This is a genomic window from Limosilactobacillus sp., assembly GCF_022651205.1.
In the GTDB taxonomy this organism is placed as follows: Bacteria; Bacillota; Bacilli; order Lactobacillales; family Lactobacillaceae; genus Limosilactobacillus.
Genome location: NZ_JALCQI010000017.1, coordinates 13540 through 30806, shown reverse-complemented (window position 1 = coordinate 30806; position 17267 = coordinate 13540). Strand labels below are relative to the sequence as shown.

The window sequence follows — 17267 nt, the reverse complement described above, 5'->3', positions numbered from 1 at the left end:
TTAGGAGCATCCTTACCTGAAAATGCACCACCACCATGATGAGCTGCCCCACCATATGTATCAACGATGATCTTCCGCCCAGTTAAACCAGCATCCCCTTGAGGGCCACCGATAACAAAGCGTCCAGTTGGATTAATAAAGTACTTGGTTTGGTCATCAAGATACTGAGCTGGAATTACGGCCTTGATAACTTGTTCCTTAACGTCCTTCTTAATCTGTTCAAGAGAAACATCAGGATCATGTTGCGTACTCAAAACAACTGTATCAACCCGTAATGGCTTGTCATTTTCATCATATTCAACTGTAACTTCAGCCTTAGCATCTGGACGCAGGTAAGGAATAGTGCTATCCTTCCGCAATTTAGCGATCCGTTGCATTAATTTATGACTAAGCATTAATGTCAGTGGCATGTATTCTGGAGTTTCGTCAGTTGCATAACCAAACATTAGCCCCTGATCACCTGCACCGATTTGATCAAGCGGATCAACGTCACCCTCACGAGTCTCTAACGAGTCATCAACCCCTTGAGCAATATCAGGTGATTGTTCATCAATCGCAGTAATAACTGCACAATTATCAGCATCGAAACCGTACTTACCATCTGTGTAGCCGATCCGCCGAATTGTATCACGAACTACCTTTTGAATATTAACATATGCTTTAGTTGAAACTTCACCAAAGACCAACACGAGACCAGTCGTAACGGATGTTTCAACGGCGACCCGAGAATCCGGATCCTGTTCAAGCATTGCGTCTAAAATAGCATCACTAATTTGATCAGCGATCTTATCAGGATGTCCTTCAGAAACGGATTCTGAAGTAAATAAATGTTTTTCTACCATGTGTGTTAATTCCCCCATATGCAAGTTGCAATTGAAACATTTAGTGGTTACAAGGCATCTTCACGTAACGTGAATCCTATCGGGAATTTGCTTTATAACGAGAACCATCTTAGCATAATTCACTCATGATCTTCAAACATTAATTACTTATTCTTCACGAGCATTAACCATTCCAATCGCTGTCATAAATGAATAAACCGTGACCGGGCCAACAAATTGAAAGCCATCTTTTTTCATTTTCCGGGCCATCTTCTTTGACTCACTAGTTTGTGAAGAAAGTCGTTTCCCATCTAGGACTAATCGTTGCGGCTTAAAATTAACAAATGACCAGACATAATTATTTAATGTTTCACCATTTGACAATAGTTCCTGGATTACCTTTGCATTATTAATCGTTGCCATGATTTTACGACGATTCCGAATGATACTTGAATCAGCCATTAGACGTTCAAAATCTTGCTGATTAAATTGTGCAACCTTAGCGGCATCAAAATTAGCAAATGCTTTGTTAAATGCTTTTTCCCGTTTCCAAATTGTTGACCATGACAAGCCAGACTGAAAAAGTTCTAACGTCAGCATTTTAAATAATTCACGATCATCATGTTCGGGTAATCCCCACTTTGTATCATAATAATCGCGCATTAAATCTGATGTTTCAGCCCATAAAGGTCGTTTGATTGTCATCTAATCACCCCATTAATTATCTCTATTTATCCATAACGGAATAATTAGGATTTTGCATCTTTTTTAATGGTATTCTTCAGGGCAAATGCCAATAAGAGACCAATAATCTCAACAAAAAGCATCGTTAGAAAAACATAGTGGTAACCATTCAGTGATGCACTTAGGCTCCCCATTCCACGATTAATATTATGACTGGTTACAGTTGTTAAAATAATCGTTGAGACGGCAACTCCGGTAGAACCCAGAACTTGACGAACGGTAGTAATAACCGCTGTCCCATGAGGAACGAGATCGTTTGGTAAGGAGTTAGCCCCTAAAGTAACGGCAGGCATCATTACGAAGGCATTCCCACCTTCAATCACCATCGCACAAAGGATCATAATCCATAGGCTCATCTGATTAATCAAAAACAGGCCAACAAACCATCCGGCAACGATCATTGTCATCCCAACAAGCATCGTTGGTTTAAAGCCGATCTTATCAGCTAACTTCCCCGTTAATGGGTTCAGAATGCTTAACAAAGCAGCTCCAGGAACTAATGACATTCCAGAAACAAATGGGCTAACCTTAAGAACCCCTTGGTAATAGAGTGGGAAAATAATCGTTGTAACAATTAGGGCGATATAAGAAATTGAAGTTAGTAAAATTGCTAAATCATAGTTAAAGGTCTTCATTACCCGAAGTTCTAGCAACGGCTCCTTCAAGTTTAACTGACGGATGCAGAACCAAATAATTGCAAGGATACTTACTATTAAAATAGTACCGCTAACGCCCCAGTCAACCTTAGCCTTTCCGAACTGATCAATAACATACATAATTCCGATCAAACCGATAGACAAAAATACAGAGAGCCAATCAAGGTTGCTTTCGTGGCGTTGCATAACGTCCCGGATAAGGCCCGATCCCGCCATAATAATGATCACGGTAATAATTAACATGAAAAAGATAAACAAACTCTTCCAAGTAAAGAATTTCAAAATAATTCCAGACACAATCGGTCCACAGGCTAATGCCGAGCCCATTACAAGGCCGGCGATTCCCATAGTGGTTCCCCGCGCATCACGTGGTGTTATTTCAAGCAACACTGATTGGTATGAGGGAAACAACACCCCAACGGCGAATGCTTCCATTGCTCGACCAACCATCATAAACCAGAAACCTGAAGTTCCCCAACTAGCAGGTGTCAAAACAATCATTAATGAACCAATATCAAATAGGGCTAACGCTCCAATAAACATGGTCTTAAAATTAAGGTTGTTTAACATCCACGGACTAATTGGCATACTAACGCACATAACAAGCATAAAACCAGTTGTCAGCCATTGGACCGTTGACGCTGAAATACCAAATGCGCGCATTAGTGTTGGGTAGGCAGTCGATAGTGATGACTGGCTAATCGACATCGTAAACGTTCCAATTAATAGTGTAAAAATAAACCAAAACCGACTATATGATCGGCCATTTTGATCAATTGACTTTTCCATCAAATCCCCTTCTTTAGAATTATTATTAATTTCCAAAACCCATTATAGAGTTTGAAATCACAATTGTAAATGTTATACTTAGTATAAATTAAAAGTCTTAAACCAGTGAGGTGAGTAATTTGGCTGAAGCAGAATTTGATCGTGCAATTGAACAATTAAGAAAAAATCATGTAAGGGTTACTCCTCAACGAAAAACGATTCTAAACTACCTGATATCACACCACACTCATCCAAGCGTGGAAATGATCTATGAGGACTTAAAGGGCAGTGTAGACAACATCAGCATGGCAACCGTCTATAATACCTTAAAACTTTTTGTGGACTACAACTTGGTAATTGAACTGAAAAATGGTGATGGGAGTACCCACTACGATTATTTTGGTCATCCACATTACCACGTTATTTGTGACAATTGTGGTAAGATTACTGACGTCTTTGATCCTCACTTTACTCAAATTAGCAAAGAGTTAATGAACATGACAAGGGATAAAACCGATTATCTTGTTACCGGAAATAATATCGAAGTGCACGGAATCTGTCCTAATTGTCAAAGAAAATTACACTTAAACCGGTAAAAGAAACGCATCTCAACAGGAATATTCACCAAGATGAATGATTCCCTATTAAGGTGCGTTTTAATTTTGTTTTCGTGGTTGCGATAGTGATACAACCGCTAAAATTGCAAACCAAATTAATGTGAAGATTAATGCTCCAAGTGTTTGCTTGTTAAGACAAAGGACAACTAAAACAAATGCTAAGAAAGCTAACACTAAATAATCTGTATATGGTGCTCCAGGGACCTTAAAGGCTCGCTTCTTTGGCTGTGACCTCAGGTACTTCAAGTGAGTTACCATAATGGTTGCCCAAATAAAAAGAAAACTAGTTGTTGCAATACTTGAAATTACGGTAAAGACTCCGCCGGGCATTACCAGATTTAAGATCGCGGCAATCGCAATAACCCCGGCAGAAATAATTACTGCTAATGCTGGAACCGAATTTCGTGATAGTTTACTAACTAACCTAATTTGGGGTCGATGAGATGTTGATGTTAATTCAGCTAGCATCCGACCTGTCGTATAAAGCGAACTATTGCATGCGGATGCCGCTGCGGTAACAACCACAAAATTAATTAAACTGGCAGCGCCCCGTAAGCCAATATCATTAAAGACCATTACAAACGGACTCTTTGAAGGAGCTAACCGATTCCAAGGATAAATACACATAATTACCGCTAGTGCAGCAACATAAAACAACAGGATTTGAAAAGGAATCGCATTTATTGCCCGGGGAATAACGTGCCGGGGATCTTCTGCTTCAGCAGCCGTCATCCCAACCATTTCGATTCCTACAAAGGCAAAGACAACCATCTGGAATGAAAGGATGAAGCCCTTCGTTCCTGCGGCAAAGAAGCCACCATTGCTGACCAGGTTCATTGGGGATGCAATAATTCCACCCTTACTCTTAAAGCCGATTAGCATCATCACTACCCCAACAGCTACTAATAGAGCAATTGCTAATACCTTAATTAAGGCAAACCAAAATTGGAGCTCTCCAAAGGCACTAACAGTGATTAAATTAATGCAGAGCAAGACAATTAGCGTTAATAATCCCGGGATCCATTGAGGAACATGCGGGAGCCATAACTGGAAGTACATGCCAATCGCTGTGATTTCAGCCATTGCTAGTGCTATCCAACATGCCCAATAAGCCCACCCAGTAATAAAACTTACTCGTGGTCCAAGATAATCACGAATTGCGTCCACAAACGATCGGTAGTTAAGGTCTGCCATTAAAAGCTCACCAAGTGCCCGCATTATCCAAAAGCAAACAATCCCTGTAATAATGTACGCCAATAAAATCGCTGGCCCTGCAGAGTGGATTGCTTGACCGGAACCCAGAAATAATCCCGTTCCAATCGTCCCACCAAGCGCCATCAACTGAATATGGCGACTCTTCAAACTACGCTTCATTTTAGTTTGTTTTGCCAATATCGTTCAATTCTCCTCAAAGTTAATTTCCTTTAAAAACGATTAACAAACTATCGCTTTTTTTAACATTTTATTTAATAATGGAAAATAGTTTTTCCGAAGCTTTATTGTATACCATTTTTTAGTGAAGGGAGAAAAGAAATTTGCTTCATTGGTTTCCATTTTGTGTTTACTTGGTTATTGCACTCATTTTGGCTTTCAACGCTTTTTCTCGTTATCAACAATTTGGAAAGCGATTAACAATTATCGCTTTCTTATGCTATTTTGTTATTATCTTGCGATTATGCTTGACACCAGTTACATTCAGTTTTCTTACGGCTAACCGAAATTTACGCTACTTCCACGGCGTTCCGTATAACCTAATTCCTTTTCAACAACTAGATTTGGAGTGGCTCTTAAACGTTATTATGACAATCCCCTTGGGAATAATCCTATACTTAATTGGACGAAAGAATCAGCTGGTCACAGTTTTCTTTCTTAGTTTACTATTTAGCCTCTTTATTGAAGGAAATCAGTTTGTTTGTGACTTTCTTTTCCACATCGGACGTGTAGCAGATATCGACGACCTTATTACCAATACTTTAGGAGGAATTATTGGTTTTTATAGTCTCAAGCTACTTGATCGCGGTGTAATTCATAAAATTATTAACCCTTTTTTCTTATCATAAAGAATTTGGTACACTATTAGTAATGAGGTGATTATTAATGATTTCAAATGAACAACGGGCTCATGATATTGCCATTGCATTACTTCAGGCAAACGGTAAGGACATGAAGCCAATCGAAGCTTACCACGAATATATTAACTATCTTTTGCCCATCCTTAAGGAAATTGATAAGGACTTTAAGAACGGCATTAAAGAACATATCTAAGAATAAGGTCGAGAGCACTCCTCCTCGGCCTTGTTTTTTATATTAGTAAACTAATCAAAGCCAGAGTAACAATTACTTTTCTTTTTGCGGTATGATTAACTTATCAGGGAAAGGAGTCATGCACAATGAATAATATTTCTCATCGGCGCTTTGATTGGTTTAGTTTAATTGTTGGAATTCTTTTTCTTATCGGTGGTTTTCTCTCATTCTCCAAGCCAGATAAAACCTTGCACTTATTATCAGTAATTATTGGTGTTGTTTTCTTGATTGATGGTCTATTCGAATTAACTATTCGTCGCCGTTTTCTCCGAACAATTAGTGAAGGCTCTGGTTGGGTCGTTGTTCTTGGTATTTTAAATATTATCCTAGGAATTATTTTTATCTTCCATCCCGGATTCGGTGCTTTATATATCGCAATTATTTTCGCAATCTGGTTTATTATTGATTCCATCATGGAATTTTCTGTTGGTCGTCTCTTTAGAGGAATTAGTGGTGGCTACTACTGGCTAACGATTATCTTTAGCATTCTGGGAGTAGTTCTTGGAGTAATCTTGTTATTCAGTCCTGTCGTTTCCGCCCTAACTGTCGTTTGGATTATCTCTGTTTTCTTAATAATTTTTGGGGTATTGAAGATTGTCCAAGCATTTAATTAAAGGAAGAGAGTGTGAGCAGGTAACGAAAACCCGTAAGACTACAATTTCTGCTAGAACTACATTATTTTTAGATAAACTAAAAAAAGGAGGCTACTTAGTCTCCTTTTTATTAACAATTATCATTTAACTAATCAATCTCAATTCGGGTATCATTGTCACCCTCTGCTTGCATCTTTGGTAATGTAAGAGCAAGGACACCATTTTCGTAGTGTGCCTTGATATTCTTCCGTTCAACATCTGGTAACCGATATTGACGGCTCATTTGACCATAGCGACGTTCGCTATGAAGTAGGTGACCTTCTTTATCGGCATCATCACTAAATGTGTCACGGTGACCAGTAATCGTTAAGACATTATTAGCATAACTAATATGAATGTCCTTCTTATCAAAGCCTGGCATATCAATCTTGACACTGTACTGCTTGTCATTTTCCTCGATGTCAGTCTTCATATGATCTTCCACTGGAGTTAGATCAGAGAAGAAATCATCATTCATCCAGTTACGCATATTCATCATGTTATCCAAAAAGTTATTCCGACGTGTTAAATCGTTAGCCATAATAATGCTTCCTTTCCGTTAACTTGATCTTGATTACACTTATTATCTTAATCGCTAAAAGAAAAAGTACAAGCCTTTTTAGCACTCAATAGTTAAGAGTGCTAAAAATTGTTTAACCTTTATTGACCAATCCTGTAACTGCTACAGTACCGTGCACTAAGAAGCCTTATGTTCTCACTAACTAAATTGGAATTTTTTTAAATTCTTTAGCTTATATGAAAACTTAATCATATAATATTGAAATGTAATTGCTGATAAAGAATGTTAGGATAAGATTATAAACCACAAAGGAGGATCCCTATGTTCACAATAAATTTAGGTCATACTAACGTGCCAGCTGTTGGTATCGGTACTTGGAATATTGGTGACGATCCAGCAAAACACGATGATGAAGTTAAGGCGATCCAAACAGCAATTGATGCCGGAGCTACCGTAATTGATACTGCAGAAATGTATGGCTATGGCCGAGCCGAAAGAATAACTTCTGAAGCGCTCTCCCCCTATTCTCGCGAAAAACTCTTTTTGATTGATAAGGTACTCCCGGAAAATGCTGGTAGAGCAAATCTTGAAAAGAGCTTAGATCGGAGCCTTGAGTTAATGAAAACAGATTACTTCGATCTCTACCTTCTTCATTGGCGAGGAAGCGTTCCATTAGCCGAAACGGTTGAAGAGCTAACCAAAATGCAACAAAAAGGAAAGATCCGCCACTGGGGTGTTTCCAACTTCGATACGGCTGATATAAAAGAATTATGGTCACTCCCTAACGGTCAAGACTGTTTGGCTAATGAGGATCTTTACAACCTTGATGAACGAGGGATTGAATATGATCTTCTTCCGTTAATGAAACAACAAGGAATGCCGTTAATTGCATACTCACCACTTTCTCAAGGAGATACAATTTCTGGTAATTTAACTAACCACCCACTATTAAAAGAACTAGCCGGTAACCACCACGCAACTGTTTACCAGATAATGTTAGCCTGGACCATTCGTGATCATAATACCCTTGCAATCCCAAAGGCTGCTAGTCCGCTTCACGCTAAGGAAAACCTTGAAGCACTAAATATTACTTTTACGACTGACGAATTAAAAGCTCTTGAAAAAGCATTTCCTAAGCCACAAGCAAAACAACCCTTAGCTACAATTTGATAATGTCGTAAGCTAAAAAAACAAAGAGAATGGAATTTTTCCGTTCTCTTTGTTTTTTGTACTGCAATATGAAATAAACGTGTTCGCCAGAAACTTGTTAGAGTTAGCGTTCTCGGCAACATAGCCAAAATGTGTTCAGCCTAACCTTCCTCGAGCTAACGACCTCCACCTCCGACGGCAAGACGCCGTTCAGTGGAGAAATCGTTAGCCACCGGAAGGTTTTAACGGCTTCACACTCTAATTCCCAACGCTATTCGTGCAAAGCGACTCATTTTTTGAGGACTCCATGCGGGTTCCCAAACAAGGTTAATTTTACAGGCCTCTACCTCTGGAACAGATAACACGGCTTTTTTTATCATTGAATAGAGGACGTCACTAATTGGGCATCCCATTGTTGTTAAGGTCATGGTAATCTCGCAATTTTTTTGTTCATCAATAGATACACCATAAATTAAGCCAAGGTTAACTAAATCAATCCCTAACTCGGGGTCAATAACCTTTTTTAATGCATTCATGACTTCCTGTTCTTTATCAGATAATGATTTCTCAGGCACATCTTTCATCCCCCTACTAGCCAATCGATCCTTCCATTTCAAAGCTAATTAGTCGGTTCAACTCTACCGCATATTCCATCGGTAACTTCTTTGTAAACGGCTCAACAAACCCCATAATAATCATCTCGGTAGCTTTTCGTTCACTAATTCCTCGACTCATTAAGTAATAGAGCTTCTCAGCAGAAATTTTGGAAACCTTTGCCTCATGCTCCATTGTCACGTCGGCATTATTAATTTCGTTAATCGGAATCGTGTCTGATGATGATTGGTCATCCATAATAATCGTGTCACACTCAACATGAGCCTTTGAACCATTTGCTTTCTCTGTAAAACGAATATTACCCCGATAATCCGTTGAACCACCAGTCCGAGCAATTGACTTTGAAACAATTGAACTCGAGGTATCAGGAGCATTATGAATCATTCGTGCGCCCGAATCTTGATGGATATTATCACTAGCAACAGCAATCGATAACATTGTTCCTCGAGCACCGCGACCATTCAAATAAACGCTCGGATACTTCATTGTAACCTTTGACCCAAGATTACCATCAATCCACTCCATTGTTGCATTCTCTGCAGCAGCAGCGCGCTTTGTTTCCAAACTGTACACGTTTTTCGACCAGTTTTGAATTGTGGTATACCGACAATCAGCATTCCGCAAGACATTCACCTCTACAACCGCAGCGTGAAGACTGTCCGAAGAATAGTTGGGTGCTGTACACCCTTCAACATAATTAACACTAGCTCCCTCATCAACAATGATTAAGGTTCGTTCAAATTGACCCGTATTTTCCGCATTTAACCGGAAATAAGCCTGAATAGGTGTCTTAACCTTTACTCCCTTAGGAACATAGATAAAGGAGCCACCCGACCAGACAGCCCCATTTAAAGCCGCAAACTTATTGTCAGCTGGTTTTACTAGTTTGCCAAACCACTTTTTAAACAAGGCTGGATACTTTTGTAAAGCCGTATCGGTATCCGTAAAAATAATTCCCTGCTTAGCAAATTGATGTTTCATATTATGATAAACCACTTCTGACTCGTACTGAGCAGCAGAACCAGCAAGATATTTTCGTTCAGCCTCAGGAACACCTAAGCGATCAAATGTCCGCTTTAAATCTTCAGGAACATCTTTCCAGTCCCGGTATTTTTTATCGGTCATCTTCTGATAATACAGCATATTGTCTAAATCCAAGGCTGATAAATCAGGACCAAATTTAGGCATTGGCATGGCTTCGTAAAGGTGAAAGGCTTTTAGGCGATAATCAAGCATCCATTGAGGCTCATGTTTTTCCGCTGAGATTTGACGAACAGTAGCTTCCGTTAACCCACGACCTGTTGAATAGAGTGGACTAACATTATCGTGGAAGCCATATTGATAATCCTGATTTCCGAGGATTTTATTTACATTTGTCACTTTTAGTTCTCCTCTCTGGGTTCATCAGATAATGCTCTTTGAAAAGCCCACCAAGCAAGTGTTGCACACTTTATCCGTGCCGGAAACTCCATAATCTCAGTTAATACTTGGGCATCCCCCAATAATTTAACCTCCTTTGCCGAATGCTCTTTACCAATTGCAAGATCGGAAAAAATCTTAGCAATCGCCAGCCCCTCATCTCGACTTTTACCAAGCATCACGTCAGTTAACATACTTGCTGAGGCTTGACTAATTGTGCACCCCTCGCCGGTAAAACCAATATCTGTAATAGTACCGTTTGAATCCAAACGAAGACTTAAATTAATGGTGTCACCACAAGTTGTGTTATGAAGCGTCTTTTCATTAGTTGCATCGGGAACCACATAGTGATGGTGTGGATTAGATGCATGGTCTAAAATTACCGCTCGATATAATTGATTTAACTTATCTAGCCCCACCGTTAAAGAACTCCTTTGTTTCTTCGATTGCTTTAATTAATTGATCACAGTCAGCAAAATTATTATAAAAAGCTAAACTCGCCCGAACCGTTGAGTTCACCCCTAACGAATGTACAAGCGGTTCTGCACAATGATGACCGGCACGAACGGCAACACCTTCCATATCTAAAGCAGTAGCAACATCGTGTGGATGAAGAGCGTTTATATTAAATGAAATAACACCGATATGTTGCTTTGGATCCGTTGAACCATAAACTTTAACTCCAGAAGTTGATACTAACCGTGGCAATAAATAGGCCATCAGTTCTTCATCACGTGCTTGTACCTTTTCCATGCCAAGGCGTTCTAAATACTCTACAGCAGTAGCTAGGCCAACTGCACCAGCAATATTTGGTGTCCCAGCTTCAAATTTCTGGGGGACTTGTGCCCACTCACTGTTCTCAAGCTGAACGTCCTCAATCATCTCACCACCAAACTGGTAAGGAGACATTTGCTCAAGTAAAACCTTTTTCCCATACAGGACACCAATTCCCGTTGGCCCCAACATTTTATGTCCCGAGAAAGCATAAAAATCAGCTCCTAATGCTTGAACATCTACTGGAATGTGGCAAACTGCCTGTGCCCCATCAACAACAATAATAGCGCCGTTCTTGTGGGCAAGTTCCGCTAATTCCTTTACCGGACTTACATTACCAAGGACGTTACTAACATGAGTCACCGCAACAATTTTTGTTTTTGCGGTTATCTTACGCTTGGCATCATCAAGATCAACTTCTCCATTTGAAGTTAGATTAATATACTTTAATATCGCCCGTTTTCTTAGCGCTAGTTGCTGCCAAGGGATCAAATTACTATGGTGTTCTGCAATCGTTATAACAATCTCGTCCCCCGGCTGGATATTCTGTTCACCATATGTGCTTGCAACCAGGTTAAGTCCTTCGGTTGTCCCTCGCGTAAAAACAATCTCGTGGGAATCACGGGCACTAATGAAATGGCAAATAATTTCACGGGCTCGTTCATACTGCTTAGTCGCATTGAATGATAGCTGGTAAGTTCCACGATGGACATTAGCATTTTCATGCTGGTAAAAAGTTGTTAACCGTTTAATCACCGCAACTGGTTTGAGGCTAGTTGCAGCATTATCAAGGTAGGCAAGGCGCTCATCATTCATTGATTGGTGTAATTCGGGAAAATCTTGACGAAGCTGTTCTAAATTAGGCATTCTCCTTTAACTTCCTTTCCAAAATATTAACCATTTTCTGGCGAACATCCCGATCAGCGATCGCGGTAATTACAGCACTTAGGAATCCACGGATTACCATTCTTTGCGCTTGGTGCCGAGGAATTCCCCGACTCAAAAGATAATAAAGCTGATCTTGGTTAATCTTACCAACACTGGCCGCATGTCCTGCTTCAACATCATTCTCATCAATCAATAGAATCGGATTGGCATCCCCGCTTGCATGTGGCGACATCATCAGTAAACGATTCTGCTGTTCTGCTTCAGAACCGTGAGCTCCGTGGATAATCTGACCAATCCCATTAAAAATTAATCGTGAATTGCCAAGGGCTACACCACGCTGATTAATTAATCCTTGTGAATGAGGACTCCGGTTAGTAACCCGGTTATTAATTCCCAGTTGCTGATCATTAGCAGTTAAGGCAATTAGTTGCGAATTAGCATGTGCGCCTTCGCCAATTAGTTCTGAATCAATCTCCCCAACAGTATTACATTCATTCATCAAGCCAACTGCCCAGTCAACCTTGGCGTAATCCTTGATTGCAGCACGGTATTGATAGTAAGCCGGTGCTTTTTGAGACAAATGATCAAGAGACGAAAAATGAACCTCGCTATTTTCGTTAGCAATAATCTCAGTGAAATTAGTCAATGGGGTCTCCTGCTGTTGGCTAGCAATCAAATGGTCAATTATTTGAAAACGACTATTCTTTCCAGCAATGATCAATAAATGGAAGTTTGTCGTTCTCTGTTGTTCAAAATTAACCGTTAAACTAATTGGTCCATCCAATTGAACATTTTGGGGAACATAAATTATAAGCCCCAGATTCATCAGTGCAGTATGGTATGCAGCAATTTGATTTTCCTCTGGACGAATTACCGTTGCCAAATACTTATTTATCATCTGAGGATATTTTCTGGTTGCCGAAACCAAGTCGGTAATTAGAACCCCTTGCTCCTTTAACGAGTTAGGAAGCTTAACGGCAATCACCTGTGGATTAACCGTTACCTTAACCTGCTCATTATCAGTCAACTGTAGATCCGCCTCAGATAAGGAAAAGGATTGAACTTGGTTAGTAATAAGTGGCCAATTATGAAAATTAAATTTTGTTACCTTTAGTAACGGTGCATTTTTTAATTGTTGAAACGCTGCCTGACGAAGAGAAGTTAGCTCTGCTGGTTCGTTGCTCTTTGCTAACGTTTGCTGAAATTGGGTCTTTAGTTGTGAATAATCAAAATTCATAGATCTATTCCTCTTAATCGTCCTCATCAACTAGGTCAATCTTTAAGCCTAACTCATCACGGAGACCGGCATATCCTTCAGCCTCTAGCTTCTTTGCCAGTTCAGGTCCACCATCTTTAACGATCCGTCCGCCCATCATTACGTGAACAACATCTGGAACAATGTAATTTAGAAGCCGTTGATAATGAGTAATGATTAAAGAACCGAATTTTGGACTACGCATAGAATTGACCCCGCGTGAGACAACCTTCAATGCGTCAATATCTAATCCTGAATCAATTTCATCAAGAATCGCAAAACTAGGTTTGATCATTAATAATTGAAGAATCTCATTCCGTTTCTTTTCACCACCAGAAAACCCTTCGTTAAGATAACGCTCTGTCATTGATTCTTTCATATCTAATAATTCCAGATTCTGGTCAAGCTCTTGAAGAAAGTCCATCACCGATATTTGATCATCCTTTGGTCGACGGGCATTAATCGCGGCACGGAGAAATTCTGCATTGGTTACTCCCTGAATTTCTGCTGGGTACTGCATTGCTAAAAAGAGTCCCTTGCGTGCTCGCTCATCAACAGGCATATCAAGAATACTCTCCCCATCTAGTAAAATATCGCCTTGCGTAACGTGATAATTTGGATGTCCCATAATCGTCTGTGACAGTGTCGATTTTCCGGTTCCGTTTGGTCCCATAATGGCATGAATTTCCCCGGTTTGCATTTTGAGATTAACACCCTTAAGAATCTCCTTTTGTTGATGAGTTTCTTCATCCTTAACTGCAACGTGAAGGTCTTTAATTTGCAGAATCGCCATATCTAGTATTCACTCCCTAATTAGACACAATATAATGATGTCAACTACCTATTTTACCAGTTTCCACTGAAGATAAAAGTGAGGATTCAAAAACAGCTAACGAAATGGTTTGCTCGATATAAGATGATCTAATCATTCTGTTAACTGTCATGATATTATTAAATTTATTTAGAAAAATTTTTAGATGGGAAGCGAGAACGAGTTCGCAGGAGAGTTCTTATAGACAACAAGAAGCTAACTAGTGTCATGTGGCTACTAGTTAGCTTCTTTACTGTTATATAGCTGAAACGTGTTCAGCCGAGCCGAAACGTGTTCTTCAGGTTATCGTTTCTACTGAAACACAGCTAAAATGAGTTCGCCGTGACCGCAATCTCCGCCTAATTATCCCGGACTTGATTGTAAAGCAATCATCGTCCGGGATTCCTTAGTGCTCAATTGCTAGTCCGTCACGGCTCACACTCTCATTAATACCAACCATGTGATTGCCAGAATGATTGTGCGGCACTCCAGGATCCGTAACGGCTAGCTACGTATTGGTCGGCTACTCGTTCTTGGTTTGCGGCGGAGTAGTCACCATTAAGGTATGATGCGGATAATTGGTACTTACCAATGTATTGACCGTTTTGGGCACTGTAACTACCACCTGATTCACGGGCAGCAATCCATGCCTTAGCGGCGGCATCGTTACCGGATACGCTTGATGTGTAGTTGCTGTAACTTGCAGCATTGCTTGCTGAAGTTGTTGCAGTTGCAGTTTGTGCAGCTGAGTTGTTAGTAGTAGCTGCAGAACTAGTTTGATTGTTTTGAGTTGTGGTGTTTGCTGATGGTAAAGTTTCAACTTGTTGTTGAGTAGCAGGTGCAACTTCACCGTCATCCTTGATTACTAACTTTTGACCAACGTAAATCAGGTTCTTGTTAGCAATGTTGTTGTTTGAGGCCAAAGTATCAACGAAAGTTAAATCATGACCCAGCTTGTAAGAAATCCCAGAAAGGGTATCGCCTGATTGAACAGTGTAAATGCTGTCGGCGCTAGCGGTGGTTGCAGTAGCTACAGTACCTAAAGCAACGGCACCGGCAATGGCTGCTGTAATCTTAGCTGCTTTCTTAGATAACTTCATAAAAAAATCAATCCATCCTTTTCTCTTGTAAGTTTGTAAGTAATATGATGTTAATTGTTTTGGAAATTGATGTTTTACATATCATCAACGCTTATATACTATACAGATTCAGCGTTACGGATGGGTTACCACGATTTTTCAAATTCCGCTATTTTTGTAATTTTTTGTAACAAATATGCATCTTTTTCTTATATATTCATTTTACTGGTAGAGCTATTTGCTGATATATCAGCGTTCTTCGGTTATCCTAAAATTTTCCTTCGCTAATTTGGAAATCAACCAAATGTTCTATTATTTTACCCATTTTTAATTTAAAATCCCGATTTTAAGCTAAAAAAAGCCCCATAACACGCGAATGTTACAGGACTATTGCAAAGATTGACGTCTTTGTAATTTGAATTTAGTTGTTCATTAGTACATCAAGCAATTCAGAAGCTGATTCCTTCAATGCATCCTTAGACTTGTCATTTCCAAGGTGAGTGAAGATTTCACCAACATAAACTCCCTTATTAAATAATTCAGTGAAGACCTTGTCAATAATTGGCTTTGTCTTTTCTTGTTCTTGAACAGGACCAAATGGGTTAGCAAAGAATGTCTTACTCATTCCAACTTCATCAGTTGTTCCCAAGGCCTTCCGCTGACCGGCAATAAAGACTTTTTCAGCTTCTTCCTTAGTGTCAAAGCGGTGAATTCCAACTTGATCGCTATAGTTGTTAGCATACAACCACATATCAATGTGGTGGTGCTTAACAACATTTTGATAAGTATCAGCTGGAATAATAACCCGGGCATTCTTCCGTTCTGGGTTCAAGTATACCCCACGGTCCATGTTGTTAAATGCAACCGCACTGCTCAAGTCGTCAAGACGAACAAAGGCACCAGTTTCTGTACCCTGTGCATAGATGTGACCATCATCAGTCAAGGTAAAGCTTCCCATATCATCAAAAATGGTTTCCATGCTGACAATCTTATCATCGGCCAATTCTTGTAAGGCTTCAATTGATTCGGACTTTCCGGCACCTGAATCACCAAAGAAGACAACGTTCTTTTCCTTACCATTAGTGAACTTGATCTTCAACATTGAGCCGTGAATTGGCAAACGACCATTGTAAATTTGGTGAAGGTTATGAACGGTCAAGCACATCTTCTTCATGTAACCAAAGTAAGTGGTCTTATCAGTGTATGGTACTTCACCAACCCAAATATCGTTCTTCTCATCGTGGTAATAGTGTGAAACCATTCCTTCAGTCTTCTCAAGGCCAAAGAGAACAACAAGATCTGGCTTTTGTCCCTCGACTTCTTCAGGTGATGCTAGTTCAAACAAGTTTGAAAGAGCAATTCCATTTACTAAGTAATCAACGTTAAAGTAGATGAAGGCAAGGCTTTCACCAATCTTAGCTGGGTAACAGAACCACTTACCCCGTTCACCATGGAAACGATCGATCGGGTTCTCTTCTACAGCTGAGAAGACTCCTTCCCGCTTGTTACTCTTAGTATGCATCATCATTGGTGGTCGGAGCATTACGGTATTGATGAAATCAATGTCACGCAGTTCTTCATAACCAGCAGGAATCTTCCAATCATGTTGTTGAACTAAGATAGTAGCATTGGTTGCCGCATTAACTTGCCGGTATGTCCGGTTTTCAAAGCCTTGAAGCTTTTCTTCAAGAATCCGGTAAAGCTTCCGTACCAAATTATTAAATTGGGTATCAATAGTCCGAAATTCGTTGCCAACAATTTTATTATCATTGTAACTAATAACAGAAACCCGCAATAATGAACGATAGTATGAGTACAATTCTTCGACACTAGCTAAAATATCTTTAGGATCATATTCATCAAAGGCACTATCATCGTCAAAAAGGATCTTCTTTAATACATCGATAAATTTATCAACACTGGCATTATCAAAGGCATCATCATCGTTATCAGGATTTCGTGAATCCAAGTATAATTTAACGATTTGCTTTACTTCATCACTATTTACTAATGAAGGAATATCAGTGAAGTAGTTTTGACTGTAATTTAGGGTTGCTACTCCACGTTCAGGGTTTACATATAGTGACTTAGTATCAATAATCTGACTGTCTTTTGACATTAATCTCATCCTTTCATCTCCGTAGTGTCTCCATTATAGTATATTTTTAAGAGAGAGATGAAAAAAATATTAACAAAATTTCATTTATTTGCAGAA

General features: G+C 39.6%; 18 protein-coding genes and 1 riboswitch. Of the genes, 5 read left to right on the top strand and 13 right to left on the bottom strand.

What is annotated here, in order from left to right:
* From metK to LKJ51_RS04895, 3 genes are all read right to left on the bottom strand, one after another.
* On the bottom strand, positions 1-842 hold an 842-nt coding region (gene metK / locus LKJ51_RS04905; protein ID WP_291980147.1), incomplete at its 3' end, for a methionine adenosyltransferase.
* Positions 840-945, bottom strand: a riboswitch (SMK box riboswitch). It overlaps the preceding gene by 3 nt.
* A 44-nt stretch (positions 946-989) precedes the next feature.
* The gene (locus LKJ51_RS04900; RefSeq protein WP_291979474.1) at positions 990-1526 is read right to left on the bottom strand and encodes a DNA-3-methyladenine glycosylase I; all 537 of its coding nucleotides are present in this window, start codon (positions 1524-1526) and stop codon (positions 990-992) included.
* A gap of 44 nt (positions 1527-1570) precedes the next feature.
* Positions 1571-3010 carry an MFS transporter gene (locus LKJ51_RS04895; RefSeq protein WP_291979473.1) on the bottom strand — a complete coding sequence of 480 codons (1440 nt, stop codon included), beginning with the start codon at positions 3008-3010 and terminating at the stop codon, positions 1571-1573.
* 119 nt (positions 3011-3129) lie between these two features.
* Between LKJ51_RS04895 and LKJ51_RS04890 the strand changes: the two genes are divergently transcribed.
* Positions 3130-3585: a Fur family transcriptional regulator gene (locus LKJ51_RS04890; RefSeq protein ID WP_291979472.1), complete on the top strand. Its 456-nt coding sequence runs from the start codon at positions 3130-3132 to the stop codon at positions 3583-3585.
* A gap of 60 nt (positions 3586-3645) precedes the next feature.
* Here LKJ51_RS04890 and LKJ51_RS04885 read toward each other — a convergent pair whose 3' ends face one another.
* Positions 3646-4980: an amino acid permease gene (locus tag LKJ51_RS04885; RefSeq protein WP_434737682.1), complete on the bottom strand. Its 1335-nt coding sequence runs from the start codon at positions 4978-4980 to the stop codon at positions 3646-3648.
* 161 nt (positions 4981-5141) lie between these two features.
* Here LKJ51_RS04885 and LKJ51_RS07160 point away from each other — a divergent pair, with 161 nt between their 5' ends.
* The 3 genes from LKJ51_RS07160 to LKJ51_RS04875 all read left to right on the top strand — a co-directional run bounded on the left by LKJ51_RS07160 (position 5142) and on the right by LKJ51_RS04875 (position 6524).
* On the top strand, positions 5142-5666 hold the full coding sequence (locus tag LKJ51_RS07160) for a VanZ family protein (protein ID WP_366017771.1): 525 nt from the start codon (positions 5142-5144) through the stop codon (positions 5664-5666).
* Between the two features lie 37 nt (positions 5667-5703).
* Positions 5704-5871 (top strand): hypothetical protein, encoded by a 168-nt coding sequence (locus LKJ51_RS04880; RefSeq protein WP_291979469.1) that lies wholly within the window; start codon positions 5704-5706, stop codon positions 5869-5871.
* Between the two features lie 125 nt (positions 5872-5996).
* Positions 5997-6524, top strand: coding sequence for an HdeD family acid-resistance protein (locus tag LKJ51_RS04875; RefSeq protein WP_291979468.1), 528 nt, complete (start codon positions 5997-5999; stop codon positions 6522-6524).
* 127 nt (positions 6525-6651) lie between these two features.
* Here LKJ51_RS04875 and LKJ51_RS04870 read toward each other — a convergent pair whose 3' ends face one another.
* Positions 6652-7083 (bottom strand): Hsp20/alpha crystallin family protein, encoded by a 432-nt coding sequence (locus tag LKJ51_RS04870; protein WP_291979467.1) that lies wholly within the window; start codon positions 7081-7083, stop codon positions 6652-6654.
* Between the two features lie 300 nt (positions 7084-7383).
* On the opposite strand from LKJ51_RS04870, the gene LKJ51_RS04865 reads away from it, so the two are divergent.
* Positions 7384-8232: an aldo/keto reductase gene (locus LKJ51_RS04865; protein WP_291979465.1), complete on the top strand. Its 849-nt coding sequence runs from the start codon at positions 7384-7386 to the stop codon at positions 8230-8232.
* A gap of 230 nt (positions 8233-8462) precedes the next feature.
* On the opposite strand, the gene LKJ51_RS04860 is transcribed toward LKJ51_RS04865, so the two are convergent.
* From LKJ51_RS04860 to LKJ51_RS04825, 8 genes are all read right to left on the bottom strand, one after another.
* Positions 8463-8795, bottom strand: coding sequence for a metal-sulfur cluster assembly factor (locus tag LKJ51_RS04860; RefSeq protein WP_291979464.1), 333 nt, complete (start codon positions 8793-8795; stop codon positions 8463-8465).
* A 7-nt stretch (positions 8796-8802) separates the two neighbouring features.
* Entirely contained in the window at positions 8803-10206 is a 1404-nt protein-coding gene (sufB, locus tag LKJ51_RS04855) for a Fe-S cluster assembly protein SufB (RefSeq protein WP_291979463.1), read from the bottom strand.
* A gap of 2 nt (positions 10207-10208) precedes the next feature.
* Positions 10209-10664, bottom strand: coding sequence for a Fe-S cluster assembly sulfur transfer protein SufU (sufU, locus tag LKJ51_RS04850; RefSeq protein WP_291979461.1), 456 nt, complete (start codon positions 10662-10664; stop codon positions 10209-10211).
* A complete protein-coding gene (locus tag LKJ51_RS04845) occupies positions 10651-11886 on the bottom strand; it encodes an aminotransferase class V-fold PLP-dependent enzyme (protein ID WP_291979460.1) in 1236 nt (411 codons plus the stop codon). The genes sufU and LKJ51_RS04845 overlap by 14 nt, the downstream gene beginning before the upstream one ends.
* Positions 11879-13144 carry a Fe-S cluster assembly protein SufD gene (gene sufD / locus LKJ51_RS04840; RefSeq protein WP_291979459.1) on the bottom strand — a complete coding sequence of 422 codons (1266 nt, stop codon included), beginning with the start codon at positions 13142-13144 and terminating at the stop codon, positions 11879-11881. Before sufD ends, LKJ51_RS04845 begins: the two co-directional genes overlap by 8 nt.
* A gap of 13 nt (positions 13145-13157) precedes the next feature.
* A complete protein-coding gene (gene sufC, locus LKJ51_RS04835) occupies positions 13158-13955 on the bottom strand; it encodes a Fe-S cluster assembly ATPase SufC (protein WP_291979458.1) in 798 nt (265 codons plus the stop codon).
* 464 nt (positions 13956-14419) lie between these two features.
* Positions 14420-15073: a LysM peptidoglycan-binding domain-containing protein gene (locus LKJ51_RS04830; RefSeq protein ID WP_240412241.1), complete on the bottom strand. Its 654-nt coding sequence runs from the start codon at positions 15071-15073 to the stop codon at positions 14420-14422.
* Between the two features lie 400 nt (positions 15074-15473).
* Complete coding sequence (locus LKJ51_RS04825; protein WP_098045529.1) at positions 15474-17171, bottom strand: phosphoenolpyruvate carboxykinase; 1698 nt, start codon at positions 17169-17171, stop codon at positions 15474-15476.
* Positions 17172-17267 lie beyond the last annotated feature (96 nt).